The following is a 26347-nucleotide window of genomic DNA, read 5'->3' as shown; positions in this document are numbered from 1 at the left end:
CGCTGTTCATCGATACCGTATAATGCTGCCTGCGTTTCCCAATCGTTTGAAAAAGCAAGGAACCAAGCGTGGATTTCGCTTTTCGGCTGCTGGCGTTTGTGGCGGGCGTTGCGGTGGCGGCCGGCACAATTATTTCGGCGGTGCGCACCTTTGTGCTGCCGCGCAGCGCCCCCGATACCCTCACGCGCGTAATTTTTCTGATGGTGCGACTGTTCTTCGAAGGGCTGATCAAAGGGCGCACCAGCTACCATCTGCGCGACCGCATTCTGGCTCTGTACGCGCCGTTCGCGCTCCTGGCGATGCCTCCGGTGTGGCTGGCAAATATTCTGTTTGGCTACATGCTGATGTTCTGGGCGATCGGCGTGCCAAGCCTGGGCATGGCCTTCCGCATCAGCGGCTCCTCGCTGCTGACGCTGGGCTTTGCGCCCCTTGAACGCTGGCCAGTGATTATTCTGGGCTATTCCGAGGCGGTGATTGGCCTGATGCTGGTCGCGCTGCTGATTTCTTACCTGCCCACAATCTACAGCGCCTTTCAGAAACGCGAAACCGTGGTGACGCTGCTGGAAGTGCGCGCTGGCTCGCCGCCCTCGGCAATCGAGCTGTTCAAGCGCTTCCAGCGCCTCAAGCGGCTCGACAAGCTGGGCGAGCTGTGGCTGACCTGGGAGGTGTGGTTTTCCGAGATCGAAGAAAGCCATACCTCACTGCCGGCGCTGGCGTTTTTCCGCTCGCCGCAGCCCGATCATTCGTGGGTGACGGCGGCGGGTGCAGTGCTGGATGCCGCCGCGCTGGCAGCCTCGACGCTCGACATTCCGCGCGACATTCAGACCGATCTGTGCATCCGCTCGGGCTATCTTGCGCTGCACCGCATTGTCGACTTTTTCGACCTGCCGCACAATCCCAGCCCGCACCCCGGCGACTCAATCAGCGTCACGCGCGAGGAGTTCGACGCGGCATGTCGTGAGCTGGCAGACAATCAGGTGCCGCTCAAGCCCGATCTCGACCAGGCCTGGCACGATTTTGTGGGCTGGCGCGTGAACTACGACTCGGTGCTGCTCGCACTGTGTGCGCTCACCACCGCGCCAACCGCGCCATGGTCGGGCGATCGCGCGCCAAACCTGGGGCGCCTGTCGTGGCGCTTGCGTCGGCACCCGCATAGCTAGCGCGAATTGATTGATGATTGATCCACAGATTACGCAGATTGCGCAGATTGCGGCTGGTTTGGGACGCGCGCTTCATCTGTGCCATCGGTGTAATCTGTGGATGAATTTAGGCTGTTGCGAAAGAGCTAGCGCTCGCCCGCGATGATCTGCTGGAATGGCTCACCCAGCAGGGTTTCAAGGTAGGGTGTGACGCCCCAGAACTGCTTGAGGTTGTGATACTCCCGCACAAACTGCGGGTCGCCCGGGCCAGCGATTTTCACGGCGCGGATCATCAGGTTCTTGGCAGTGTGCTCGGCTGCCACGAACTCAATCACCTCGGCGCGGTAGCCCATGATGCGCAAAATCAGCGCGCGAAACGAATCCGTCAGAATATCGCCCAGGCGCTGCTTCAGGATGCCGTGGCGCATTACTGGCCGCAGCACCGCGATGTCGAGTTGTTCGTTCAAGTGATGGTGGCAGCAAGGAGCGCACACCAGCATGCGCGCGCCGTGGCGGATGGTCTGAGCAATCGCGTCGTCGGTGGCGGTGTCGCAGGCATGCAGCGCGACCACCAGGTCGGGTGCGTCGGCGGGCGCGAAGTCGATGATTGGCGTGGCAGTGAAGCACAGGTCGCCATATTCCAGCGCGGCAGCTTGCGCGTTGCATTTCGCAATCAGCTCGGCGTTCGAGTCAACACCAACCAGCCGCGCCGACATGCCGCGCCGCTCGTTCAGGTAGCTATACAGCCCAAACGTCAGGTACGACGAGCCGCAGCCGAAGTCGAGCACATTGATCGGCGTGTGCCCGAAGTTATCCAGCTCGCCGGTCGCCTCAACCAGCTTGATGAACTCGTTGATCTGCGCAAACTTGCCCTGCATGGATGGCTTGATCTGGCCCTGCGCGTTTGTGATGCCAATGGTTTGCAGCCACGGGGCGGATTCCGCAGGCAGCGGCAGCTCCTTTGCGCGGTTATGGTCCGCGCTTGGCTCGGCTGTGCTGGCGTGGCGGTGCCGGTGAACGAGCGCCTTGCCCTTCTTGGTAATTTGAATCTGCACGTCCTCGTCGGCGGTTTGCGCCACCAGCACACTAAAGCCAACGTCGAGCGCTTCGTCGAGGTGGGCGAGCGCCTCGCCGCCATAGTAGTTTTTCGAAATGTCGCGCTTGGCGTCGAAATATGAAAATTGCAGCTGATCGCGGCCACGAACCTGCACTGGTCGCACCACAATTTTCTGCCAGGGCGTCGCCGCCCCGCGCACAATGCCTTTCAGTGTCAGGCGTACAAATGCGTGCTCGCCAAACACAAGCTCGCGCACCAGCGCCCGGTAATCGTCAGTTTGCGTTTCCTGTTGTGCCATTCCCTCGCGCTCCATAGCCAATTTCCGGCGTCAGTATACCACAGGCATTTTGCGCTGCCTGTGCTATCATAGCGCGCTACTGACAGTGTGAAGAAAAGGGAAACCATGAAACGCGGAATGTGGTACGCCGCCGGGGCCTATATCGCCTGGGGCCTGCTGCCGATCTTTTGGCGAAGCCTGCACACCCTGCCAGCGCTGGAAATTCTGGCGCACCGGGTGGCGTGGGGCTTTGTGGTGGGCGTGATTTTGGTGTCGGCGCGCGGCGGCTGGGGCTGGCTGCCGGTGGTGCTGCGCACGCCGCGCACGCTGCTTACCTTTGTGGCGACCGCCGTGCTGCTTTCGTTTAACTGGTTTGTATTTATCTGGGCGGTGAATGCAGGCTATATTGTCGAAACCAGCCTGGGCTATTTCATTAACCCGCTGGTGAATGTGCTGCTGGGCCGTATTTTCCTGAATGAGCGGCTGCGCAGCGGCCAGGCGCTGGCGATTGGCGTGGCGCTGCTTGGCGTGCTCTACCTGACGGTGCAGTATGGTTCGCTGCCATGGATCGCGCTGGCGCTGGCTGGCTCGTTCGCGGGCTATGGGCTGCTGCGCAAAACTGCTACCCTTGGCTCGCTCGAAGGCTACACGCTTGAGTCGATAATCCTGTTCCTGCCCGCGCTGGGCTACTTGCTTTATCTCGAATCGCAGGGTGTTGGCGCATATGGTCACGCCGGCCTGGGAATGACCATTCTGCTTTCCTGCGCGGGCGTGGTGACGGCGGTGCCGCTGCTGATGTTTGCCGCTGGCGCGCGGCGCATCAGCTTTACGCTGCTGGGCATTTTGCAGTATATCGCGCCCTCGATGCAGTTTACGCTTGGTGTGCTGGTATATGGCGAGCACCTCGACACAGCGCGCCTGCTTGGTTTCTGCATTATCTGGGCGGCGCTGGCGCTGTACACCTTCGAAGGCATTCGCAACGCGGCGGGCGCGGCACGTTTGCGCGCAGCAGCAGGGTAAGGAACGACGGACGGGATTTGACCGCAGAGGCGCAACGAACGCAGAATTGGGTAATGATGCCAACAACCTTCATTCCATTCGTCTCTCGTCTCTGGTCTATCGTCGTTCGTCTGGAAGATAATCCTTGACATATATAATCATATAGTTATATAATTACTCGCGTATGGATGTATTTGTGGCGCTTTCCGATCCGACCAGGCGGCAAATCCTGGACCAGTTGCGGGCGGGCGAATTGCCGGCCGGCGAACTTGTACGCGCATTTCCGCAGCTCACACAGCCCGCCATCTCGCGGCACTTGCGCGTGTTGCGCGAAACCGGCCTAGTGACCATGCAGCGCGACGAGCAGCGGCGCATCTACGCGCTGCGGCCGGAAGGCTTGCTTGAGCTTGACCGCTGGCTGGCGCAGTACCGCAGCTTCTGGCTGTCCAGACTCGACGCGCTGGAAGAACATCTGGCGGCGCGCGCCACAGCCGCAGCATCAGAAAGGGATGACGATGGCAACGATTCCGAACGCGGGTGATGTCATAATTGAGGGCGATACTGCGACGCTTGTGTTTACGCGCATGCTGCATTTCCCGCCCGAGGCAGTCTGGGCGGCGATTACCGACCCGGCGCAGTTGCGCCAGTGGTTTATGACGACCGCCAGCATCGATGGGCGGCCAGGCGGCGCAGTTGACCTTGTCAGTGGGCCGTCGCGCTTTCATGTCACGGGGACAATACTGGCGTGGGAACCGCCGCGCCTGTTTGAGCACGAGTGGAATGTCGCGGCGCGCGATGAACTGCCCGGCGGCGAGCAGGCGACCGTGCGCTGGGAACTGCGGCCAATGACTGAAGGCACCGAGCTGACGGTTTCGTACAAGCGGCTGAGCCGTAACACCGCGCTGGGTTTTGCGCCGGGTATGCACGCCTTTCTCGACCGGCTGGAGACGCAGCTGGCTGGCACAACCCTGCCTGATTGGATGCGGCGTTTTGGCGAGGTCCAATCGGCCTACCCAAGCTGGGAACGCTAACCGCGACACACAAACGACGAAGGACCAGGGACAAAGGACCGAGAGTGTATTCTTGGCCCTTCGTCGTTTACTCCCCTGCCGTGCTGCGATCCAGCCAGGCCAGCCCTTCCTCAACCGTATCAAATTCGCCGTCGATCTGGGCCTGGTAGGCGCGCTTCAGTAACGCGCCTAGCTGTGGCCCAGGCGCCATGCCGTGCTGAATCAGGTGCCGTCCCTGAAGCAGCGCGGCCGGCTGGCCTTGTGCTGCGCCAATCTGCGCGGCCAGGGCGAGAAAGGGCGCGGACGGGTTGGCGGGCGGGCGCGGCGGTCGGCCGCTGGCATCCGCTTCGACCAGGCGGCCCCACTGGGCGAGCGTCGCCGGGCTCAACCGCACCGCCAGGCGCCGCACTGCGCGCGGGTTGGCTTCCATACCATAATGGGCCATATGCTCGGCCACCAATGGCAGCACGCGATCGGCAATCGCGCGCGGCGCGCCCAGCCGTCGCAGCAGCGCGGCCGATGGTGCGAGACCCGCCTGCGCGTGGCCAAAGCTGCGAATCCTGCCATCGGCTGCGGTTGCGGTTGTTGCGGGTTTGCCCAGGTCGTGGCAGAGCGCGGCCAGCAGCAGTATGGCGCGTTCTTCTTCCCCAAGATCGGCGCGAATCGCGACCGTAGCGGCTTGGTCGCAGACAAACAGCGTATGTGTCCACACATCGCCCTCGGGGTGGTAGTGTGGGTCTTGCGGGCAGTCGATCAGCGCGGCCAGCTCGGGGTAAAGCGCCAGCCAGCCGGTTTCGCGCAGCACGCGCAGCCCCGCCGACGGGCGAATGCTTTTCGCCGCCCACTTCTGCCACTCGCCCCAGATGCGTTCGGCGGCAAGCGTGCCGGCCTCGGGCAGCAACTGATGGCTGAGCGCGGCCGTTTCGGGCGCCAGCTCCATGTCGAAGCGCGCCGCAAACTGCATGGCCCGCAGCACGCGCAGCGGGTCCTCGGCAAAGGCCGGCGTAGTATGGCGAATGATGTTTCTGGCCAGATCGGCCTCGCCGCCAAAGAAATCGAGCAGCTCGCCCTCGGGCGTGAGCGCCATTGCGTTCCAGGTGAAATCGCGCCGCGCCGCCGCCTCAACCGGCGTCATGGTCGGGTCGGGCTCGGCCAGAAAGCCGCGGTGGCCCGCGCCGATCTTGCTTTCGCGGCGCGGCAGCGCAACATCGATCTGCGTGCCGTCGGGCAGGCGCAGCTTGAGCACGCCAAACGAGCGGCCCACCGCGTCCACGCGGCCAAATTCGCGCAGCAGGTGAATGAGCTGCTCGATTGGCAGGCCATACACTTCGATGTCGATATCTTTCACCGGCAGGCCGCGCAGCAGGTCGCGCACCGCGCCGCCAACGACATGCGGGCGGCCACCGGCGCGCACAAGCGCTTCGAGAATCGGTTGAATTGGAGTAAGTTTGTGTACCATAGCCTGAGTATACGCCAGAACTGAGCGAACTGCCAGAAGATGTATACTACGCAACGAATCGGGCCTCGTGGTGGCCCTGTCTGTATAGGTAGCAAGCATGTCAACAGCAAATTCATCAGCGGCGCGTGTTGCCGCGCCCACGGCAATCCCCGCCCCCGATACCTTTCATGTCACCCAGCGCGTCACCCTGCTCTGCGCGACCCCTGGCGCGACCATTCACTACACGGTCGATGGCAGCATGCCCAGTGCAGCCAGCCCCGTGTTCGATCCGTATGTTCTGCCGGTGCTGGACGCCGTCAACGAAGGCACGCACGGCATCACATCCAGCTACACAATCAAGGCGCTGGCGCTGAAGGAAGGCCTGGAGCCGAGCGCGGTCGCCAGCTTCGAGTATGTAATCGAGCGCCGCGACACCGACAGCTATCTTTCCGAAGAAATCTACCCCGGGGTGCATATGATCACCGACTACGACGACACCAAGATGTATGTCGTGGTCGGCAGTGAGCGCGCCATGCTGATCGACGCTGGGCTGGGCAATGGCAACCTGCGCGCCTTTGTCGAAAAGCTGGTGGGCGACAAGCCGCTGGATGTCGTGATTTCGCACGGCCATCCCGACCATATCGCGGCGATGGGCCAGTTTCAGGATCACTACGACGTCTACATGAACCACCGCGACCTGCCCATGATCGAGCGCTTCATCGAGCGCATGAACCTGCACATCGACCGCGAGCAGATCGACGATCTGCGCGAAGGAATGCGCTTCGACCTGGGCGACCGCAGCTTTGTGGTATATGAAGTGCCGGGCCACTCGGCGGGCTGCGTGGTGCTGCTGGACGAAGCGAGCGGCCTGCTGATCGCCGGCGACGCGGTCGGCAGCAATCGCGTCTCCATCCCCGACTCGCTGTGGATGCAGTTCCCCGGCGTCATGCCAATCGACACCTACCTGTCGGCGCTGCGCGTGTTTCGCGCAAAAGTGCAGGGCAAAATCCGCGCAACCGTTGGCGGCCATAACGACGTAGCGCTTCACGGTGAAGAGTATCTCGACAATCTTGAGCGCGCCGCCCAACTGCTGGTGGACGAAGGCGAAGACGTGCTGGTGCCATCGCTGCGCCCAATCGACGCCTGGCAGGTTGTGGTGGGCGACCGGCTGACCGACCCGAACTGGGCGGCGATCAATGTGGCGAAAGGTCGCTGCCTCTCGGCACCGCCTGCGCAGATCGCCACGCTCAGCAACCTGCAGGTGCGCGGCGCAGCACTCAGCCCTGGCTTCACGCCCGACCAGACAGAGTACACCGCGCAGGTGGCTGTCGACACCGCCGAGATCATCGCCACAACAACATCGAGTCGCGCCCGCAGCCTGCTGGTGAACGGCGCTGCGGTAGCCTCGGGCGAAGCTTTCACGGCGCAACTTGCCACCGCTGGCACGACCTTCGCGATTGAGGTGACCTCGCCCGACGGCAGCGTGACGCAGACATACACGCTCGTGGTGCGGCGGGGGTAAAAAGCCACAGAGGAAATAGTTACCGCTTTGCGTCCTTCGCGCTCTTTGCGGTTCAAACGTCAACTGCCTCCGGTTCAAAATCTCAGTGGCCTCGGTGCGCTCTGTGGCTTTATTCGAACAAAGGCAGCGTGTGGAAAAGGAGCCGTGCCATGAACGAATGGCAGGAGTGGATCGGCCGCGCTAGCAGCACAACGGCGTGGCTCGATCCCGCGCAGGCCAATCGCATGGTCGCAACACTCGACCGCACAGGGGCGTTTCGCTCCAGCGACGCGTTGCCGCCCGCATTGCACTGGCTGTACTTTCACGACGTGGCGCGCGCCGCCGATCTGGGCGAAGATGGCCACCCCGCCCTGGGCGTGGTGATGCCGCCAGTGCCAGCGCGCCGCCGCATGTGGGCGGGCGGCAGCATGGAATTCCACGCGCCGCTCCTGCTGGGCGAAATCGCCGAGCGCCGCACCACAATCCGCTCAATCACGCCAAAGCAGGGGCGCTCGGGCGCGCTGTGGTTTGTCGCGGTTGAGCACGCGCTGCACACAGGCGGGCGGCTGGCGCTCACCGAAACACAGACCATCGTCTACCGCGATGCTGCGCTTGAGCTTAGCGCGCAGGCACCACTCGCGCCCAACGCCGCCGACTACACGGCGCGCTACGCGCTCGACAGCACCGCGCTGTTTCGCTACTCCGCGCTCACATTCAACGGCCACCGCATTCACTACGACCTGGAATACTGCCGCGCGGTCGAGGGCTACCCGAATCTGGTGGTGCACGGCCCACTGATCGCCACGCTGCTGCTCGACCTGTATGTGCAGCAGGGCGCGCCACTGCGGCGTTTCGAGTATCGTGCGCGCAGCCCGCTATGCCTGCCCGACGCCTTAACCGTTTGCGGCACGGCCCAGGAGGGTGGCGCAGCGCTGTGGGCGCGCGACGACGCCGGGCGGCTGCTTATGGAGGCGACGGCGTTGGCGGAATGAGTCACGCGATGCACACCAACGCAAAAGGCGACCGATTTGCTGGTCGCCTTTTGCGTTATAGATGTGTGAGAATTTGACCACAAATGAACGAAAACGAAACTCTGTGGCCTCTGTGCGCTCTGTGGCTCGATCCTCTTCGTTGCTCTGGCTTAATCGCCTACAGCAGGCTTTCCTCAAGCTGCCGCCGGCCGTTGCCATTGGCGGGCCGTGGGGCGGGCGCGGGCGCGCGGTTTGGCGCTGGCGGCATCGGCGCTTCTTCCTCGTAGCCGGGGCCGGCCGTCTGCTCCTCGCCAATCCCAATCATCTTCGAAGTCGTCACCGACCAGGCCAGCGTCTGGTCAATCAGCGAAGGGCCGCCGTGCCCATCTTCGATCAGCGCCGCCCATTCGCGCTTGATCCAGTTCGCGCGCACATAATCCTTCGTCACCGGTGTAGGGATGACTGCAATCGGCGGCGTGATTTCTTTGGTCTGTCCGTTGCTGCCGCGTGCGACTTCCTGGCCTGGGCCGAGCGGAATGCTGCACGCATAAAAGGGCGGCTGCAGCGGCGGCTTCTTGTCCAGCTTGCGGAAGGCGTCGACAGCGTCGAGCACTTCGTACTGACGCGTCAGCGCATTGATGACATCGCCCGTGAGCGTGCTCTTTGCAGTGATCAGCAGCGGCTCGTAGAAGCCAACCTGCAGCAGCTCGCGCAGGAAGCCACGGAAGCGCAGCACCGACTGCTGGCGGCCACCTTCCAGCGTGCGCCAGCCAAACGCAATGCCGTAGCGATCTTCGGTGTGCTTCATCTCGCCAATCGACTGCACGCCCTCGGCCACCACAAACAGGTTGGCCGTTTCCACCGCCCAGTGCGTCACCATATTGCCGCTGCCGTGCTTGATCGTGATCTGGCTGAAGCCAGCCGCCGCCATCGCATCGTCGAGTGTTTCGATCTTGCCGACTTCGGCCAGCCAGCCCGCGTAGATGCGGCGCTCTTTGGTTTGCAGGCCGGTGGCCCACTGCAGCAACGGGTCGGAAACGCGCACGGCTGGGCGCCGCGCTGGCCCGCGTGAGAAGGTTACGTCATCCATTTCGCTCGTCCCTTTCGTATCGAAACTCTACCCAAGAAGGTATAGCATGTATTATAGCACATCTGTTCGCGGTGTAAAGGGCTGCGTTGCAATCTCTTTCGAGTGCGGTATAATACTCGCAGCATCAGATCGCCACAAACCAAGAACGAGGTTCACAACTATGGGCTTTTTCTCTGCGATCTCTAAAGCCGTTTTCCGCGAATACGATCGGCGCATCAAGCGCGCCAGCCTGATAACCGAGTATGGCGCAGCGCACCACGCCCACGCGCACGACGAGCATGCCGAGGAAGCGCACGACGAGGGCGACGCCGAGATTGTGAATGTGCCGCGTGGCACGCCGGTCGAGCAGCCGAAGCATTAAATTCTGGGCAAACGAAAGCGGAGCAGCCAGCACAGCTGCTCCGCTTTTTGTTGCCCGCGTGTTTACTTCGCGGTGGCGTAGCCCTGCGGGAAGCGCGTATGCCAGTCCCATGCGCTCTGGATGATCGACTCGATGTTTGGGTAGCGCGGCGCCCAGCCCAGTTCCTCGCGGGCGCGCCGGCTGTCGCCAATCATCACCGGCGGGTCGCCCGCGCGGCGCGGCTCTTCCACAGCCGGAATTGCGTGCCCGGTCACTTTGCGCGCCGCCTCGATCACCTCGCGCACGGTAAAGCCGTCGCCATTCGCCAGGTTGAAGTTGCGGCTGCGCTCGCTCAGCGGCTCGAGCGCCAGCACATGCGCCCGCCCCAGGTCGCTGATATGGACATAATCACGGATGCATGTGCCGTCGGGCGTGTCGTAGTCGGTGCCGAAGATCTTGACGTTCGCGCGCTTGCCCATCGCCACCTGCAAAATCAGCGGGATCAGGTGAATCTCAGGGTCGTGATCCTCGCCGCGCTCGGGCGTTGCGCCACAGGCGTTGAAGTAGCGCATGCAGCTGGAGTGGAGGCCGTGCGCCTGCTCGTACCACGGCAGCATCTGCTCGATCATGAGCTTGCTGACGCCGTAGGGGCTGATCGGCTGCTGCGGGTGCTGCTCATCGATCGGCGTGTACTGTGGGTTGCCAAAGCTCGCGCACGTCGACGACAGAATGAAGCGCCGCACCTTGCCCTCGACCATCGCGTTCAGCAGCGAAACGGTGCCGGCGACATTATTCTGGAAATATTTGCCGGGGTTGGTCATTGACTCATTGGGCTGGAGAAATGCCGCCAGGTGAATCACCGCGTCGATCCGGAAATCGGCCAGGGTCTTGCGCAGCAGCGTGCTGTCGAACAGGTCGCCCTGCACAAATGCGACATCGGGCGGCACTGCTTCGGCATGCCCCGCCACCAGATTATCGAACACAACTGGCGTGTGCTGCTCGGCCAGTAATTCTTCCACCACGGCGCTGCCGATATAGCCCGCGCCACCTGTCACCAATACGTTCAAATCACAATCTCCTTTTGCGCTTCTTGCCATCGCTGGTATTGTATAGATACCGATGCTGCCGAGGGAATGATGCTTGCGTGATGGCGGCCAGAAAAACGCCGACGCTCTGTATCAGGCGTCGGCGCTCGTTCTTGCTTTTGAACTTAATTTTTATAGGCCTTTGGTCTTCATGTCTTCGTGTCTTCGTGGTTCATCGTTTCTAGGAGACTGCAGGCCCAGCCGTTACGACAATATAGTTTTCGGTGGAAAGATATTTGCGCGCCACCTCCACGATCTGCTCGGCGCTGATGCCGCGAATCAGGTCGGGGTAGCGCGAAATATAATCGAAGCCCAGGTTGTAGCGCTCGATCCCCAGCAGCGTGCCGGCGATGCCGTCGTTTGTTTCCAGGCCCAGCGCCAGGCTGCCGGTCATATAGTCGCGGGCGTCGCTCAGCTCCTCGGTGCTGGGGCCGCGCTCGCAGAACTCGCCAATTTCGTGCACGATCGCGGCAACTGCGCGCTCGATGTTGGCCGGGTTCACACCTGCCAGCGCCGCCCACGGCCCCGCGCCCAGGTCGGCGTCGATGCTGCTGCCACACGAGTAGGCCAGCCCCTGCCGCTCGCGCACATTGTCGCCCAGCCGCCCACCCAGCCCAATCCGCCCGAGAATCATGTTGCCCACGTTCGCGGCGTAGAAATCGGGGTTCATGCGATTCAGGCCGTGTACCGCGTAGATCAGGTCGCTCTGCACTTTGCCGTTTAATGTCAGGTCGCGGCGCTGCACGCCGGTAAGGGGCTGCACGGGCGGCAGCACCTGCGTGGGCGGCGTGCTGCTGGGCTCCCAGCCGCCGAATGCGTGCTCCAGCGCCGCGATCACCGCGGGCGGGTCGATGTCGCCCACAATCGCGACGGTTGTCACCGCCGGGTGGTAGTTCTGGTGAAAGGCGATCAACTGCTCGCGAGAGAGCGCGCTGACTGTGTCGATTGTGCCGCTGCTCAGCCGGCTGTAGGGGTGCTCGGGCGGGAAGAGCATGGCCCGCGCCGCCCGCGATGCCTGCGTGCGGGTTTCCTGCTCGCTTTCGCGCAAGCCCATCAGGAACTGGTTGCGCAGCCGGTCCACTTCATGCGCGGGAAAGATCGGGTGCTGGAGCATATCAGCCAGAATTTCGAGGATCAGACCCAGGTCTTCGGCCAGCGCGCGCCCGGCAAAACCGCTGCTGTGCAGCCCGCCGCCCGCGTTCACGCTCGCGCCCAGCGCCTCGGTTGTTGCCACAATGTCCTGAAACGTGCGCGTCTGCGTGCCACGAATCAGCGATGCGCCAGTAAACACGGCCAGGCCGTTCTGCGCAGCTGGCTCGTTCACCGCGCCCACGCGCACTTCGCCGCGCACCGTCACCGTTGGGCTGCTCGGGTTGCGCTGCAGCAGGGCAACCATTCCATTGGGCAGCACGTGCCGCACGGCGGTTTCGATCGTGGCGGCGCGCCCATTTGATGCTGTCATAGCGTATCCTTATGCTTCGGCCGTGGGCAGAAAATGCCCGACCGTGCGAAAGCGCTCGGTGAGGTAGGTTTGCGCCACGCGCTGCACGTCGTCGGCAGTGACGGCGGCCAGTTCATCCAGCAGTGTGTCGAGTCGGCCGTAACTGTCGAGCACTTCCCACATGCCCAGGCGCAACGCCTGCTGCGTGACACTTTCGCTCGAATAGGCCATCTGCGCGCGCGCTTGCTTGATGACTTTGGCCATCTCAGCCGCCTCAACGCCATCCTGCTGGATCTTTTCGACTTCGTGCAGGAGCGCAGCTTCGATCTCGGCGGCAGTGTGACCTTCCTGCACCGTCGCGTCCAGCTCGAACAGGTAGGGATCATGCATGGCGCGGAAGCCGCTGCCGGCATAGGCGGCCAGCTGCGTCTCAATCAGCGCCCGGTAGATGCGCGCGCTGCGGTTGGTTTGTGCACCGCCGCCAAAACCCATGCCCTTCGCGCCCGACAGCACCGCATCGAGAATCACCAGCGGCGCAAAGTCGGCATGCTTGCAGTTAGGCGTATGGAAGCCGATCTGCACATACTCAGCCGGGCCGGGCCGCCGCACCACCACGCGCCGCTCGCCCTGCTGCTCGGGCTCTTGGCCGCGCACCGCCGGGATACTTGGGCCAACCGGCAGGCCAGCAAAGTAGTGCTCGATCCTGGGCATCAGCGCATCGGTGTCGAAATCGCCCACTACGACGAGAATAGCGTTGTTAGGCATATAGTAGGTCTGGTAGTGGCTGTATAGCTCTTCGCGTGTCATCGCAAGCAGGTCGCCTTTCCAGCCAATTACCTCGTTGCGGTATGGGTGAATCTGGAAGGCTGAGGCCATCATTGCTTCCGAAAGCCACCACTCGGGATCGTTTTCGTGGCCTTCGCGCTCGGAAATAATCACTGTGCGCTCGCTATCGACCTCGGCTGGGTCGAACAGCGAGTTGACCATACGATCAGACTCGATCTGCAAACCCAGCTCGATCCGGTCAGCCGGCAGGGTTTCGAAGTAGGCCGTATAATCCTGCGATGTGAAGCCGTTAAAGGTGCCGCCGTTCCGCGCAATCAGGCGATCCATCTCGCCCTTGGGAATGTCGGGTGTTCCTTTGAACAGCATATGCTCAACCCAGTGCGAAATGCCGGTGATGCCAGGGCGCTCGTTGCGCGCGCCAACGCGATACCACACGCAGCACGTCGCTACCGGCGCGGAATGCACTTCGCGCGTCAGCACTAGCATGCCATTCGGCAGTGTTGTTTCTTGCACCAAAGCCATGATTTTCCTTTCTGCACTCCTCGAAATCACATGCAGCTCAACCACGTCGTCCGAAAGCAGCGACCATACTGTACTACAATTTGGCTGTGGTCACCATCTTCAACGCTGAGCAGCACAATATCGCGGGCATAGCCCGATACTTCAGAGCGTACCAGCGTATAGACACCTCGTTCGATATTGCTAGTGTGCACCTGTCTCCAGCCATGGTTTCGCATATACTGAAGGGCATGGCGCACTGTTTTGCCATCAACTAATTGGTAGCTGGCGGTAATCTTAAACAAGCCTGTTCGCTTGATTTCGGCATTATGCGCGCCTGGTAGAATAAGCTCCTGCCCTCGCCCCACCCAGGCCTGAGCGAACCCTGCGCTGCACAGGGTCAGCAGCAAGGCCGGCAGCGCCAGCAACAGCCAGAGCGTTCTCCGTCGCATTGCGCCTCCCGCCTTCATTTACAGCCTCGGCCTGTTCAGGGGAATTGCAGCCTTATGCCCGGGCATCCAGCGCGGCGTGCGCCGCCAGAGGCCAGTGCGGTTCCTGGCGCAATCGTTCGCCAATGTCGATCAAATCGGCGCTGCGATCGCGAATCACACCATCCGCAAGAAATGGATCATCGAGCTGCCCACCAACCATCACTGGCAGCGCAACCACCGATTTCAAACTCTCGGCAAGTGGCACCTGCCAGCCGGGAAATTGCGCCACCAGCGCATCGCGCGGTTTTTTAGCGCAGATCTCAATGAAGTGTGCGCCCGCGCCGCTCAGCTGCGAAGCGATCATTCGTGCTTCCGGGAGACTCAGGCCACCAGGCGTAAATTCCTCGACATTCAGCCGCACGCCAATGATAAACGGGTCGCGGTGCCGCGCGAGCGCTTCAATCGTATCGAGCAGCAGCTTCAAACGTCCACGTAAACTGCCGCCATAGGGTGCGGCGCGCTGATTTTGCAATGGCGAAATAAGCTGGTCGAACAGGCCGCCGTCGCCAGCCGAAAACATAACGCCGTCGGCCCCGGCCGCCCGCGCGCGCTGAGCCGCCGCCAGAAAAGCCTGCCCCAGGGCGGCCAGCTCCTTGTCGGTGGCACGTGCCACCCACAGCGGCTGGTCGATCATCACCACCGCCGCCGCATCATAGCGGTGAATACCGCGAATGCAGCGGGCCAGGCCATCGCGTTGTGCATGGGTATACAGGCCAAGATGGTTCGTAAGCGCATCGCGCGGCGGCATGGCGTACATGGGCTCAGTCACGATCAGGCTAACGGCGCTGCTGGCGCGCAGTTCATAGTATGCCCGCAGCATCTCGGTAAAACCGCCATCGGGAACGGCTAAACCACTTGCGAGTGACCCAAGAACGAGACGATTAGGCAGGCGTCTATGTGCAAGGCGCAGTGGGCTGAACAAAGGATGCATTGGTTATTCCATCGCTCAGACACCTTGGCAAACACTACCAGGGGCTGGCACATCTCAATTGTCTGTGTGCCGGCACTCATTATACCGTAAGAAGTAATGGAAAACCTGCCTTCACAGCGCCGACTTTTGCATTCGAACTCGCAGCGGCTATCGCACTAGCTCCCAGAAATTGGCGAAAACTGCCCGAAATTCTCTCGGCATTAAGTAAAAGGATTTTGGCGAAATTCCGCATTGCGAAGGCTTGAAATTGTAATCGATAAATGATTTGACAAGTACGGGGGTGGATGGTATACTCCGCCTCGTTGCGAACGACCCCCGGCACGATGGCGATGAGCCAAACCGCCGCTCGCCGCAACGCGAAAGTGGAGACGAAACACCGGTTTGACAAATCGTCATTCCTGTGCTACACTCCGCGACGTTGCGAACGACCCCCGGCACGATGGCGATGAGCCAAACCGCCGCTCGCCGCAACGCCGAAGCGGAGATGCAACACCGGTTTGACACGTCGTCAACCCTGTGCTATACTCTCCCTCGTTGTTTCGCCGTCGTCTCACCGCTCACGCGGTAGACGTAACAAACAGGTCAAGGCGCTCTCTTTCCGCGAAACGCGCTGGCCGGGTGGCCAGAGACGTCGCCAGGTGTCCGCCGCTTCAACTGCGTGCTGACCCCTGGTTTTTTGTTCGCCTTCGCCCTGTCCACGGCACCCTGTACCTTCACAACTGAATCGTGATGATGCACACGTTCCCGTCCTTTTCTTTCTTTTTCTCGCCAGGGTCGTGGGTGGTGTCGCTTCGGCGCTCCATTCACTGCATGAAGAGTTTGATCCTGGCTCAGGACGAACGCTGGCGGCGTGCCTAATGCATGCAAGTCGCACGGAGAGCCTTCGGGCTCTGAGTGGCGCACGGCTGAGGAACACGTGGGAATCTGCCCGACCGTGGGGGATAACGCGCCGAAAGGCGTGCTAATCCCGCATACGCTCGCAAGAGGAAAGCAGTAATGCGCGGTCGGAGGAGCCTGCGGCCCATCAGGTAGTTGGCGGGGTAACGGCCCACCAAGCCACTGACGGGTAGCTGGTCTGTGAGGACAACCAGCCAGACTGGGACTGAGACACGGCCCAGACTCCTACGGGAGGCAGCAGCAAGGAATTTTCGTCAATGGGCGCAAGCCTGAACGAGCAACGCCGCGTGGAGGATGACGGCCTTCGGGTTGTAAACTCCTTTTCCGGGGGATGATTGTGACCGTACCCCGGGAATAAGGCTCGGCTAACTCTGTGCCAGCAGCCGCGGTAAGACAGAGGAGCCAAGCGTTGTCCGGATTGACTGGGCGTAAAGCGCACGCAGGCGGTTGGGCACGTGGGGTGTGAAAGCGGCCCGCTTAACGGGCCGAGGCCATCCCATACGGCCCGACTTGAGCCTGGCAGAGGTTCGTGGAATTGCCGGTGTAGTGGTGAAATGCGTAGAGATCGGCAGGAACACCAAGGGGGAAACCAGCGAACTGGGCCAGAGCTGACGCTCAGGTGCGAAAGCGTGGGGAGCGAACCGGATTAGATACCCGGGTAGTCCACGCCGTAAACGATGAATACTCGGCATCTGGGGGGCGATATTCGTCCGCCGGGTGCCCCAGCTAACGCGGTAAGTATTCCGCCTGGGAACTACGAGCGCAAGCTTAAAACTCAAAGGAATTGACGGGGGCCCGCACAAGCAGCGGAGCGTGTGGTTTAATTCGACGCAACGCGCAGAACCTTACCCAGGTTTGACATGGCACTGCAAGCCGGTGAAAGCCGGTCGCCTTCGAGGGTGTGCCACAGATGCTGCATGGCTGTCGTCAGCTCGTGTCGTGAGATGTTGGGTTAAGTCCCGCAACGAGCGCAACCCCTACGGTCAGTTACCTGTGTCTGGCCGGACTGCCCATCTTGGGAGGAAGGCGGGGATGACGTCAAGTCCGCATGGCTCTTACGCCTGGGGCGACACACACGCTACAATGTCGGTGGCAATGCGCAGCGACCTGGCAACAGGGAGCAAATCGCCAATCACCGACCCAGTGCAGATTGGGGGCTGCAACTCGCCCCCATGAAGGCGGAGTTGCTAGTAACCGCGTATCAGCCATGGCGCGGTGAATACGTACCCGGGCCTTGTACACACCGCCCGTCACGTCATGGGAGTTGTCAATGCTTGAAGTCCGTGGGCCAACCGTTTCGGCGGAGGCAGCGGCCGAGGGCAGGGGCAGCGACTGGGACGAAGTCGTAACAAGGTAGCCGTACCGGAAGGTGCGGCTGGATCACCTCCTTTCTAGGGAGACCTTCGCGAGAAGGCGAACCCACAACACTCACCCGGCGAGCGGGGAGTGAGAGAATGGGAACAACGGCGTCATCACGATTCAGGGGTGAAGGCCCTGCAGCAGCTCCTCGGAGCCGCTGTTGTACCTTACCAAGTGCAGAGATACGAAATGACATCAAAGCGTCAGCGCTTTCTGTGAAGGAAGCGACTGATGCGCGACCGAGCATCATTTTCGTCCATATACGTCTTCCTTCAGGGAAGACAGAATGAGCAGAGGGTGGATGCCTCGGCGCTGCGTGCCGAAGAAGGACGTGGCATTGCTGCGATAAGCGGGGGGGAGCCGCGAGCGGGCGTTGATCCTCCGATTTCCGAATGGGGCAACCCCACAGCCTTTGGCTGTGACCGCCGATTGGCGGAGGGCACCGGGGGAACTGAAACATCTCATGTACCCCGAGGAACAGAAATCATCCCCGTAGTAGCGGCGAGCGAACCGGGGGAAGCCTAAACGAGCCGCGTGCCAAGCCGGCAGGCCTTGCGCGTCTCGGGTTGGAAGACTATCCGCTGAGAAGCTGCCGCTTCTCGCAGGTGCGCAACCGTGCAGGGAAAGACGTCTGGAAAGCGTCGCCACAGACCGTGACAGCCGGGTACCCGACCCACGCCGTTGCTCCTGGGATAGCTCTTGAGTAGCGCCGGACACGAGAAATCCGGCGTGAAGCTGGGGGGCCCACCTCCCAAGGCTACATACACGCAGTGACCGATAGCGCACAGTACCGTGAGGGAACGGTGAAAAGTACCCCGGCGAGGGGAGTGAAATAGATCCTGAAACCGTCTGCTTACGTGCAGTCGAAGGGCGAGACCTTGTGTCGCCTGACGGCGTGCCTTTTGGAGTATGATCCGGCGAGTTACCCTTCGTGGCCGGTTAAGCCAGTCATAGGCGGAGCCACAGCGAAAGCGAGTCTGAATAGGGCGCGTGTCGCGGGGGGTAGACCCGAAACCGCTTGAGCTATCCATGGTCAGGCTGAAGCGTCCGTAACAGGACGTGGAGGGCCGAACCGGTGTAGGTTACAAACTGCTCGGATGAACTGTGGATAGGGGTGAAATGCCAATCGAAAGCGGAGATAGCTGGTTCTCCCCGAAATGCATTGAGGTGCAGCCCGGATGTAGGGGCTGCCTGAGGTAGAGCACTGTTGTTGTGCGGGGGCTTCACCGCCTACCAAGCGACGGCAAACTCCGAATGCAGGCAGCACACCACCGGAGTGAGACAGTGGGCGCAAACGTTCATTGTCAAAAGGGAAACAACCCAGACCTGCAGCTAAGGTCCCGAAATCCATGCTGAGTGGCAAAGGATGTGTCGTTGCACAAACAACCAGGAGGTTGGCTTAGAAGCAGCCACCCTTGAAAGAGTGCGTAACAGCTCACTGGTCGAGTGACGGCGCGCCGATAATCCAGCGGGGCAAAGCATGGTACCGAAGCTCAGGATGCAGCCATTTTGGCTGCGTGGTAGGGGGAGCGTCGGCAGGCCGGCGAAGCGGTAGCGGAAGCCAACCGTGGAGGCCTGTCGAGTGCGAATGCCGGAACGAGTAACAGAGAAGGGGAGTGCGAACCTCCCCCACCGGAAGCCTAAGGGTTCCGCCGCAAGGGTGATCCGCGGCGGGTTAGTCGGGCCTAAGCCACACCCCAGCGGGTGATGAGCGATGGACAACTGGTAGATATTCCAGTACTATGGTTTATTCGTTTGACCAATGCCGGATGCTGATGGGGAACCGCCGCGGCGAGACGTGCGCCGTCCAAGCTGGTAGGGAGGCACAGGTTAATCCCTGTGTCGGTGACCGAGAGGCGAGAGCGAGCGGGGGTAGCAATACCCACCGCAAGGGGGGGGCACCTAGGCAGTCAAGAAAGGCCGGCTCGGGAGAATAACCGTACCCGTACCGCAAACCGACACAGGTAGGCTGGCTGAGCAAGCTAAGGTGGACGAGTGATCCCGGGTTAAGGAACTCGGCAATTTACCCCCGTACCTTCGGTAGAAGGGGGGCTCCTGGCGGTGACCCGCCTTGCGCGGCGAGCGGCTGGGAGCGGCACAAACCAGGCCCAGGCGACTGGATAACAGAACCACAGGTCCCTGCTGAAGTCGTAAGACGACGTATAGGGGCTGATGCCTGCCCAGTGCTGGAAGGTTAAGGGGAGGGGTTCACGCTCCGAACCGAAGCCCCAGTGAACGGCGGCTGTAACTATAACAGTCCTAAGGTAGCGAAATTCCTTGTCGGGTAAGTTCCGACCCGCACGAAAGGCATCACGATCTGGGCAGTGTCTCGACCCGGGGCTCGGTGAAACTGCGATCACGGTTAGGACGCCGTGAACCCGTAGCAGGACAAAAAGACCCCATGGAGCTTTACTACAGCTTGCCATTGGATGCGGTCTACGGCTGCGTAGCATAGGTGGGAGCCTTTGATCCGGCCCTTGCGGGGGTCGGGGAGGCAGCAGTGAAATACCACTCTGTCGTAGATTGCGTCCTCACGCGCGAAAGGTGCGGACCGTGGCTGGTGGGTAGTTTGTCTGGGGCGGACGCCTCCCAAAAGGTAACGGAGGCGCGCAATGGTCCCCTCACGCGGGATGGCAACCCGCGGTTGAGTGCAAAGGCACAAGGGGGCTTGACTGCAAGGCAAACAGGCCGCGCAGAGACGAAAGTCGGCCTTAGTGATCCTACGGCCCGGAGTGGAACGGCCGTAGCTTATCGGATAAAAGCTACCCTGGGGATAACAGGCTGATCCTGCCCAAGAGTTCACATCGACGGCAGGGTTTGGCACCTCGATGTCGGCTCGTCGCATCCTGGGGCTGGAGTCGGTCCCAAGGGTTGGGCTGTTCGCCCATTAAAGCGGCACGCGAGCTGGGTTCAGAACGTCGTGAGACAGTTCGGTCTCTATCCGCTACGGGCGCCTAGTGTATTGCGCGGAGCTGATCTTAGTACGAGAGGACCGGATTGGACGGACCGCTGGTGGAGGAGTTGTGGGACGACCTGCAGGCTCCGTAGCTATGTCCGGAAGCAAGAACCGCTGAAAGCATCTAAGTGGGAAATGCGCCGCAAGATGAGTACACTCACGGGCTTGGCCCGGTAAGTCCCCCAGGAGATGACTGGGTGAGCGGCTGGAGCTGGAGGCGTGGCGACACGTGGAGGCGACCAGTGCGCATGGACGAGGGCTTCCCTGGGGGAAGACGTGTACGGAAGATGATGCGCTGCTTGGTCTGATGTCATTTGGTATCTCGGCACTGGCCCCTGAGCCAGTGGTGTGCGAGAAGCGCTGTGGTCCCACCCCGTCCCATCCCGAACCGGGTCGTGAAACGCAGCAGCGCCGATGGTACTGGCGGGTTGCCCGCTGGGAGAGTAGGTCCGTGCACCCTTCATCGCGGCGTGGAGCAGTGGCAGCTCGTCGGGCTCATAACCCGAAGGTCGATGGTTCGAATCCATCCGCCGCTACCAATACGAAACCAGCTTGTTCAAATGAACAGGCTGGTTTTTTTGTTGCTTCAAACTGAGTATTCATATTTCCTGTTAGGCGTGCGGCGAAGCGGCGTGCCGTAGCAGGTTTGTGGAGCAGCGAAGCCCAGTTCACGCCCCACTATATGTGAGTTTTACCCAAACCTGGTATGGCGGATGAAAAATTGGTATTTTGCCCACACGGCGAGGGTATAGCAGCAGGCGGTGCATAGAAACACGGGCGTGAAACCATAGTACGACTGAATATATGTGCTCAGCAGTGGCCCGCCAAGGTAACCAATGCTGTAGGCGCCATTCAGTAAGGCAATAATAGTGGGCCGCGCTTCTTCGCTGGATGTTTCCATAGCGAAAGCGTCGTATAAAGGCGTTGCCATGTTGAATAGCGCCGCGCGTGCCAGCGCCGCGCCAACTGCAATGCCAAGTAGCGGCGCAAAGCCCAGTACCAGCAGGAAAGGGATACCCAACGCTTCGGTCAGGACGATCGTTGGCATTTTTCCAATGCGTGCCGATAAGCGTGGAGCGGCCAGTGCCGCCAGGCCTGTGCAAATGCCCAGGCCCGCGAAAATGAGGCCAAGCATTTGATCGGAAGTTTCGAAGCGCTGCTTGAAGAACAGATTGAGATATGGCACAAGGAGTGCTGCGCCAAACGATATAAGCACCGGCGAGATCATCAGCTTGATAAGCGGGCCGGGCTTGCGCAGCAGCAACGCCCAGACGCCTGAAGGAGATTTTTCCGCTGGTGCGGTGATTGTTTTCGGTGGGGCTGAGCGGCCAATAAGCAGCAAGGGAACAAGCGCCAGCGCGAGGCCAAGCACAGCAACCAGGAACGCTACGCGGTATGCGAGCGGGCTTTGTGCCGAGGCTTCCAGCCAGAGCGCTGCCAGCGCCGGAAGCTGACCACCGAACAGACTTCCTACGCCGCCCAATCCGACACGAATGGCGGTGTTTGCGCTGAACAGCTGGTCGCGGGTAGCGTCGGTGCTGTGGCGCATCATGAATGGCGCGGCACTAATGTCGAAAAGGACGGCTGCGGTGCCAAGCAGGGCGCTGGCAAGCAGCAGGCCGGCTGTCTGTGGCCAGAGTGCCAGCAGGGACACGCCAAGTACCTGCAGCACGGCGCTAACAATCAGTGCAAAACGAAGCGGTAAACGTCCCAGGATCCAGAGCAAAGGCAGGCTGAGGATAACTGACGCGCCGAATGACGTGGTGTTGAGCACGCCAAGGAAATCGATAGAGAAGCCGAATGCGAGGATTGCGAGATTGAAGAGCAACCCAACGATTGACAGGCTGACCGTAAGCAGCGCGATATGAACGAGGTAGAGGCGCGCGGCACGCCCAAGCGGCGGTTCCACTGTAGGCGCTGTGCTCATGAAAGCAATCGGCTATGCACGCTTATGGCTGCGTGCTTGCACGGACGCCCTGTTCGAATACATGCGCCAGGGCGCTGGCCGCCGTTTCGGGGTTGAAGGCGGGCAAATCAGTATCGCTGAAGTTCAGGATTTTGAGCCGAAAAACGGGCAAGTGCATGGTATGAATGAATGCAAAAAAACTGTAAATGACGGTGGCTGCATCTAAACGCTGGTCGATTTCGCCGGAAGCAAGCGCAGCCTGTACAATATTGCTAATTGCGGTATCGACCTGGCAGAGGCGCGCTAAGACCGACTCGTTCTGGCGAATGATTTGCAAAATCTCGGGCGACCAGGGGCGGGGCGAAAGTGCGCCATTATCGATTTGCAGTTGCAACACGGTGCGGAGAATAAACGTCAGTTGTTGCAAGGGCGTGCGCGGCGTTGGGTCGTTTTGAACTGCCTCGTCCACGCGCTCGAACCAGTGCATCACCGCCGCCAGAATCAACTCTTCCTTATTCGCAAAATGCGTATACAGCGTTGGCTTTGAGATGCCCGCAGATGTAGCAAGATCATCCATTGACATGGCTGCGTAGCCTTTTTCATTCAGCAGCGCACCTGCCGCCTGAAGAATTTCGTCGCGCAGCATCTGGCGGCGGCGTTCTCGCAATGGAGTTGTCATGGAATGATCCTTATCTTTCAATGGTGCGCCCAAAATCTTTCTTCTATACTGAGAGCTGCAACAACATCACACACTCACAACCCTCCGATATTTCGCCACGCTATCATAATATACAATTCTTACGAAACCGTCAAAAGTCCTACTTGCAAGTAAAGCAAACTTCCGTTATAGTACGATTGTGATAAGGCGCACATATTATACTGAGTGACACTGCACGGCTTCTAGAAGAAAGCAGGGGTTTACCTATGGCGCAATCCGGCCAGGAAAAACTTCAGGGTATGGCTATTTCCGACACATCGATTCGGCAACCCGTCTTCATTACGATGCTGATGGTGCTGACGGTTGTGATCGGTTTTCTTGCGTATACCACGCTGCCAGTAAACTTGCTGCCCGACATTTCGGTGCCGGTGGTGGCAGTTACTATTCCCTATCCGGGCGCAGGCCCGGAAAGCGTGGCCGACCAGGTGGCAAAGCCGCTTGAAGATACGCTTAATACGCTCAGCGGCGTGAAGCATATTACTTCGAACTCCAGCGAGGGTATTTCAACGCTGATTGTCGAGTTCGATACGAATGTCGATGTTGATAAGGCCGAGCAAGGGGTACGCGATAAAGTCAACGCCGTGCGCCCAACCCTGCCTACCGATGTGCGCGACCCGGTGTTTCTCAAGTTCGACCCGAACGACGCGCCGATTCTGACCCTGGCGGTTGCGGGCGACGGCACGCGCTCGCCCTTGCAGCTTCGCAAGCTGGTGGACGACGATATTGTGCCGCTGCTGCAGCGCGTCGGCGGCGTGGGTTCGGTGACGGTGAATGGTGGGCAGGTACGCCAGATCAACGTGCAGATGAACCTCGATAAGCTCAAAGCCTACCAGGTTCTGCCGGTTCAGATCACCCGCGCCTTGCAGCAGGCTAACACCAACTTCGGCCTGGGCACGATCAACGCAAACGGCCAGGATGTGGGCCTGCGCGCGCCAAGCATGCTGGCGACACCGGCCGATATCACACGGGTGCAGATCACTGGCACGCCTTTCACGATTGGCGATGTGGCGACAGTTGAGGATGGCGTGGCGGAGGCCGTTAGCTATGCCCGCCTGGATGGCAAAGACGCGATCACCATCGCGATTCGCAAGCAGTCGGGTACAAACACGGTGGCAGTGGCGGATAGCGTCAAAGCGCAGCTTGAGACAATTTTCGCCAGCAAGCCTGATCTGAACTACTTCATTCCAAACGACCAATCGACGGCGGTGAAGAACTCGACGCGCAGCGCGATTGAAGAATTGCTGATTGCGTCGCTGGCGGCCATGCTGATTGTGTGGCTGTTCTTCCGCGATCTGCGCAATACGCTTGTGACAGTCGCAGGCCTGCCAGTCATCATGATTGGCACCTTCGCGGCGATCAAGCTGTTTGGTCTGACAATCAACCTGCTGACGCTGCTGGCGCTTTCGCTCTCGGTTGGTCTGGTGATCGACGACGCGATTGTGGTGCGCGAAAATATTTTCCGCCAGATGGAGCGCGGCGCATCACCGCGCCAGGCATCGAGCCGTGGCACCGCGCAGGTGGCACTGTCGGTGCTGGCGATGTCGCTCACAATCATTGCCGTGTTCCTGCCAGTAACCTTTACCAGCGGCGTGACGGGCATTGTGTTCAAATCATTTGGCATCACCGTGGCCTCCGCAATGGCGATCTCGCTGATCGAGGCCTTTACGCTCGCGCCGATGCTGTCGGCCTATTTCTTCAAGCAGAAAGCCGGGCACGGCCACACGCACGCCCAGGAACTGACGCCCGAAGAAGAACTGCTGGAAGAAGCCAGGGAAGATCCCGGCCGGATCGGCCAGTGGTATGGCCGGCTGCTGGCGTGGAGTTTGAACCACCGCCTGGCCGTGGTGTTTATTGCACTGGCCGTGTTTGGCGCGAGCTTTTTCGTGGCCAGTACGCTGAAGTTCTCGTTCTTCCCCGCGCAGGACACGCATACGTTCAATGTTGGTTACGAACTGCAGCCGGGCTCGCCACTTGCGCGCACCGATGAGTTGGCCAGGCAGGTCGAATCGCTCTTGCGCGGAGATGAGTCGGTTGAGGCGGTATTGGCGTCGGTGGGTGGCACTGGCACGGCCGAACGCGCCGAGTTTTTCGTGAAAATCAATACCGAGGAAAGCACCAACGAGGTGCAGGAACGCCTGCGCCAGCAGCTCGAAAAGCTGGGTTTGCCGAACCTGGCATTTAGCGCGCCGAGTTTCCAGGGCAATAGCACTGCAATTACCAGCCGCACCATTCAGGTCAGCGTGCAGACGACGCGGCCGATTGAGGAGCTGACGCCGCTGCTGCTGCAATTGCAGGGGCAGGCGCAGGGCATCCAGGGCCTTGTGGACGTTGAGGCCTCGTACAAGCCTGGCAAGCCCGAATTGCGCTTCCATGTCGACCCGGCGAAGATTGGCGACCTGGGCGTCACGAACGACGACATCGCCCAATCGGTGCGCACACTGATCAATGGCAGCCGCGCGACGGTGCTGCGGGAAAGCGGAGAAGACACTGATATCTATGTGCGCCTGCAGCCTTCCGACCGCACCAGCGTGGATGCAATTCGTGGCATCACCGTGCCGACGCGCACAGGTGGCGTGCCACTGAGCTCGCTGGTGAAGCTCGAAGTTGCATCAAGCCCCACCACCATTCGCCGCTACGACCGCCTGAATCAGGTGCTGATTGGCGCCAATGTGGTGGGCCGCAACGCGAATGATGTTCAGGCCGAAATCGCCAGCAAGGTGCAAGGTGAAAGCCTGCCCAGCGATATTACGGTGAGTTTTGTGGGCCAGACGCAGCAGCAGCAGGAAGGCTTCGGCACGCTGGTTGTTGCAATGCTGCTGTCGGTGCTGTTTGTGTACATGGTGCTGGCATCGCAGTTCGGCTCGTTCCTGCAGCCACTGGTGATTATGCTTGCGATGCCATTTAGCTTTATCGGCGCGTTCCTGGCGCTGCGCCTCACGAATATCGACCTCGACATCACCGGCATGATCGGCCTGATTATGTTGCTGGGTCTGGTGACGAAGAACTCGATCCTGCTGGTCGACTTCGCCAACCGCCTGCGCGAGGTTGGCTTGAGCAAGCACGCCGCGCTCGAAGCCGCCGGCGCGATCCGATTGCGCCCGATTCTGATGACGACTCTGGCGCTGGTGGTGGGAAGTTTGCCGGTGGCGATTGGTATTGGCGAAGGCACTGAGTTCCGGCGCGGCCTTTCGATTGTGCTTATCGGCGGCCTGATTACCTCGATGCTGCTGACGCTGCTGGTGGTGCCAACTGCCTATAGCATTCTTGACTCGGTGCTGACGCGCATTGGGCGGTTGTTCCGCCGCCGCACGGATGATGCGCCCCCGCCTGCTCGTGGCGAAACCGCGCCACTGCAACCGGCGGCGGCCGCAAACAGCGCCAACGGCACCAGCGACCTGGTAGGCGTGAAGATCGAGCCGGGCGATCAGAAATCGTAGGGCGTTCTCGATATTGTTGC

The 26347-nt window shown here is 60.8% G+C and carries 18 protein-coding genes, 1 tRNA gene and 3 rRNA genes; 12 read left to right on the top strand and 10 right to left on the bottom strand.

The window, feature by feature from the left end:
- The first annotated feature begins 68 nt into the window (after positions 1–68).
- Entirely contained in the window at positions 69–1160 is a 1092-nt protein-coding gene (locus M1P90_RS11180) for a hypothetical protein (protein ID WP_483702712.1), read from the top strand.
- Positions 1161–1285: 125 nt separating this feature from the next.
- Here the strand turns inward: M1P90_RS11180 and M1P90_RS11175 are convergent, their stop codons facing one another.
- Complete coding sequence (locus tag M1P90_RS11175; RefSeq protein WP_483702710.1) at positions 1286–2494, bottom strand: class I SAM-dependent methyltransferase; 1209 nt, start codon at positions 2492–2494, stop codon at positions 1286–1288.
- Positions 2495–2599: 105 nt separating this feature from the next.
- Here M1P90_RS11175 and rarD point away from each other — a divergent pair, with 105 nt between their 5' ends.
- From rarD to M1P90_RS11160, 3 genes are all read left to right on the top strand, one after another.
- Positions 2600–3493, top strand: a complete 894-nt coding sequence (gene rarD / locus M1P90_RS11170; RefSeq protein ID WP_483702709.1) for an EamA family transporter RarD — start codon at positions 2600–2602, stop codon at positions 3491–3493.
- Positions 3494–3668: 175 nt separating this feature from the next.
- Positions 3669–4013 carry an ArsR/SmtB family transcription factor gene (locus tag M1P90_RS11165; protein WP_483702708.1) on the top strand — a complete coding sequence of 115 codons (345 nt, stop codon included), beginning with the start codon at positions 3669–3671 and terminating at the stop codon, positions 4011–4013.
- Positions 3988–4503, top strand: coding sequence for an SRPBCC family protein (locus M1P90_RS11160; protein WP_483702707.1), 516 nt, complete (start codon positions 3988–3990; stop codon positions 4501–4503). Before M1P90_RS11165 ends, M1P90_RS11160 begins: the two co-directional genes overlap by 26 nt.
- Before the next feature lie 67 nt (positions 4504–4570).
- Here M1P90_RS11160 and M1P90_RS11155 read toward each other — a convergent pair whose 3' ends face one another.
- Positions 4571–5941: a CCA tRNA nucleotidyltransferase gene (locus tag M1P90_RS11155; protein ID WP_483702706.1), complete on the bottom strand. Its 1371-nt coding sequence runs from the start codon at positions 5939–5941 to the stop codon at positions 4571–4573.
- A gap of 97 nt (positions 5942–6038) precedes the next feature.
- On the opposite strand from M1P90_RS11155, the gene M1P90_RS11150 reads away from it, so the two are divergent.
- The gene (locus tag M1P90_RS11150; RefSeq protein WP_483702705.1) at positions 6039–7442 is read left to right on the top strand and encodes an MBL fold metallo-hydrolase; all 1404 of its coding nucleotides are present in this window, start codon (positions 6039–6041) and stop codon (positions 7440–7442) included.
- Positions 7443–7591: 149 nt separating this feature from the next.
- A complete protein-coding gene (locus tag M1P90_RS11145) occupies positions 7592–8413 on the top strand; it encodes an HTD2 family dehydratase (protein WP_483702704.1) in 822 nt (273 codons plus the stop codon).
- A gap of 157 nt (positions 8414–8570) precedes the next feature.
- Here M1P90_RS11145 and M1P90_RS11140 read toward each other — a convergent pair whose 3' ends face one another.
- Entirely contained in the window at positions 8571–9482 is a 912-nt protein-coding gene (locus M1P90_RS11140; RefSeq protein WP_483702703.1) for a hypothetical protein, read from the bottom strand.
- 160 nt (positions 9483–9642) lie between these two features.
- Here M1P90_RS11140 and M1P90_RS11135 point away from each other — a divergent pair, with 160 nt between their 5' ends.
- A complete protein-coding gene (locus M1P90_RS11135) occupies positions 9643–9843 on the top strand; it encodes a hypothetical protein (RefSeq protein WP_483702702.1) in 201 nt (66 codons plus the stop codon).
- Positions 9844–9905: 62 nt separating this feature from the next.
- Here the strand turns inward: M1P90_RS11135 and galE are convergent, their stop codons facing one another.
- From galE to M1P90_RS11110, 5 genes are all read right to left on the bottom strand, one after another.
- The gene (gene galE / locus M1P90_RS11130) at positions 9906–10889 is read right to left on the bottom strand and encodes a UDP-glucose 4-epimerase GalE (protein WP_483702701.1); all 984 of its coding nucleotides are present in this window, start codon (positions 10887–10889) and stop codon (positions 9906–9908) included.
- A gap of 199 nt (positions 10890–11088) precedes the next feature.
- The gene (locus M1P90_RS11125; RefSeq protein WP_483702700.1) at positions 11089–12369 is read right to left on the bottom strand and encodes a M16 family metallopeptidase; all 1281 of its coding nucleotides are present in this window, start codon (positions 12367–12369) and stop codon (positions 11089–11091) included.
- Between the two features lie 9 nt (positions 12370–12378).
- Entirely contained in the window at positions 12379–13656 is a 1278-nt protein-coding gene (locus tag M1P90_RS11120) for a M16 family metallopeptidase (RefSeq protein WP_483702699.1), read from the bottom strand.
- A 26-nt stretch (positions 13657–13682) separates the two neighbouring features.
- A complete protein-coding gene (locus M1P90_RS11115; RefSeq protein ID WP_483702698.1) occupies positions 13683–14084 on the bottom strand; it encodes a hypothetical protein in 402 nt (133 codons plus the stop codon).
- 52 nt (positions 14085–14136) lie between these two features.
- Positions 14137–15054, bottom strand: a complete 918-nt coding sequence (locus M1P90_RS11110; RefSeq protein ID WP_483702697.1) for an oxidoreductase — start codon at positions 15052–15054, stop codon at positions 14137–14139.
- A gap of 807 nt (positions 15055–15861) precedes the next feature.
- Between M1P90_RS11110 and M1P90_RS11105 the strand changes: the two genes are divergently transcribed.
- The 4 genes from M1P90_RS11105 (at position 15862) to M1P90_RS11090 (ending at position 20805) form a co-directional block, all read left to right on the top strand.
- Positions 15862–17342 (top strand): 16S ribosomal RNA (locus M1P90_RS11105).
- A gap of 242 nt (positions 17343–17584) precedes the next feature.
- Positions 17585–20534, top strand: a 23S ribosomal RNA gene (locus M1P90_RS11100).
- A 76-nt stretch (positions 20535–20610) separates the two neighbouring features.
- A 5S ribosomal RNA gene (gene rrf / locus M1P90_RS11095) occupies positions 20611–20726 on the top strand.
- Together the 16S, 23S and 5S rRNA genes with 1 tRNA gene alongside form the textbook arrangement of a ribosomal RNA operon.
- Before the next feature lie 4 nt (positions 20727–20730).
- Positions 20731–20805: transfer RNA gene (locus M1P90_RS11090), tRNA-Met, on the top strand.
- A 152-nt stretch (positions 20806–20957) separates the two neighbouring features.
- On the opposite strand, the gene M1P90_RS11085 is transcribed toward M1P90_RS11090, so the two are convergent.
- Together M1P90_RS11085 and M1P90_RS11080 are read right to left on the bottom strand one after the other, a co-directional pair.
- Complete coding sequence (locus tag M1P90_RS11085; protein WP_483702695.1) at positions 20958–22193, bottom strand: MFS transporter; 1236 nt, start codon at positions 22191–22193, stop codon at positions 20958–20960.
- 22 nt (positions 22194–22215) lie between these two features.
- Entirely contained in the window at positions 22216–22884 is a 669-nt protein-coding gene (locus M1P90_RS11080; RefSeq protein ID WP_483702694.1) for a TetR/AcrR family transcriptional regulator, read from the bottom strand.
- Between the two features lie 212 nt (positions 22885–23096).
- Between M1P90_RS11080 and M1P90_RS11075 the strand changes: the two genes are divergently transcribed.
- Complete coding sequence (locus M1P90_RS11075; RefSeq protein WP_483702693.1) at positions 23097–26327, top strand: efflux RND transporter permease subunit; 3231 nt, start codon at positions 23097–23099, stop codon at positions 26325–26327.
- Positions 26328–26347: the final 20 nt, after the last annotated feature.

The organism is Kouleothrix sp. 19917, from assembly GCF_057073505.1.
The sequence above is the reverse complement of the archived record's forward strand: the minus strand, read 5'-3'. Positions and strand labels throughout refer to the sequence as shown.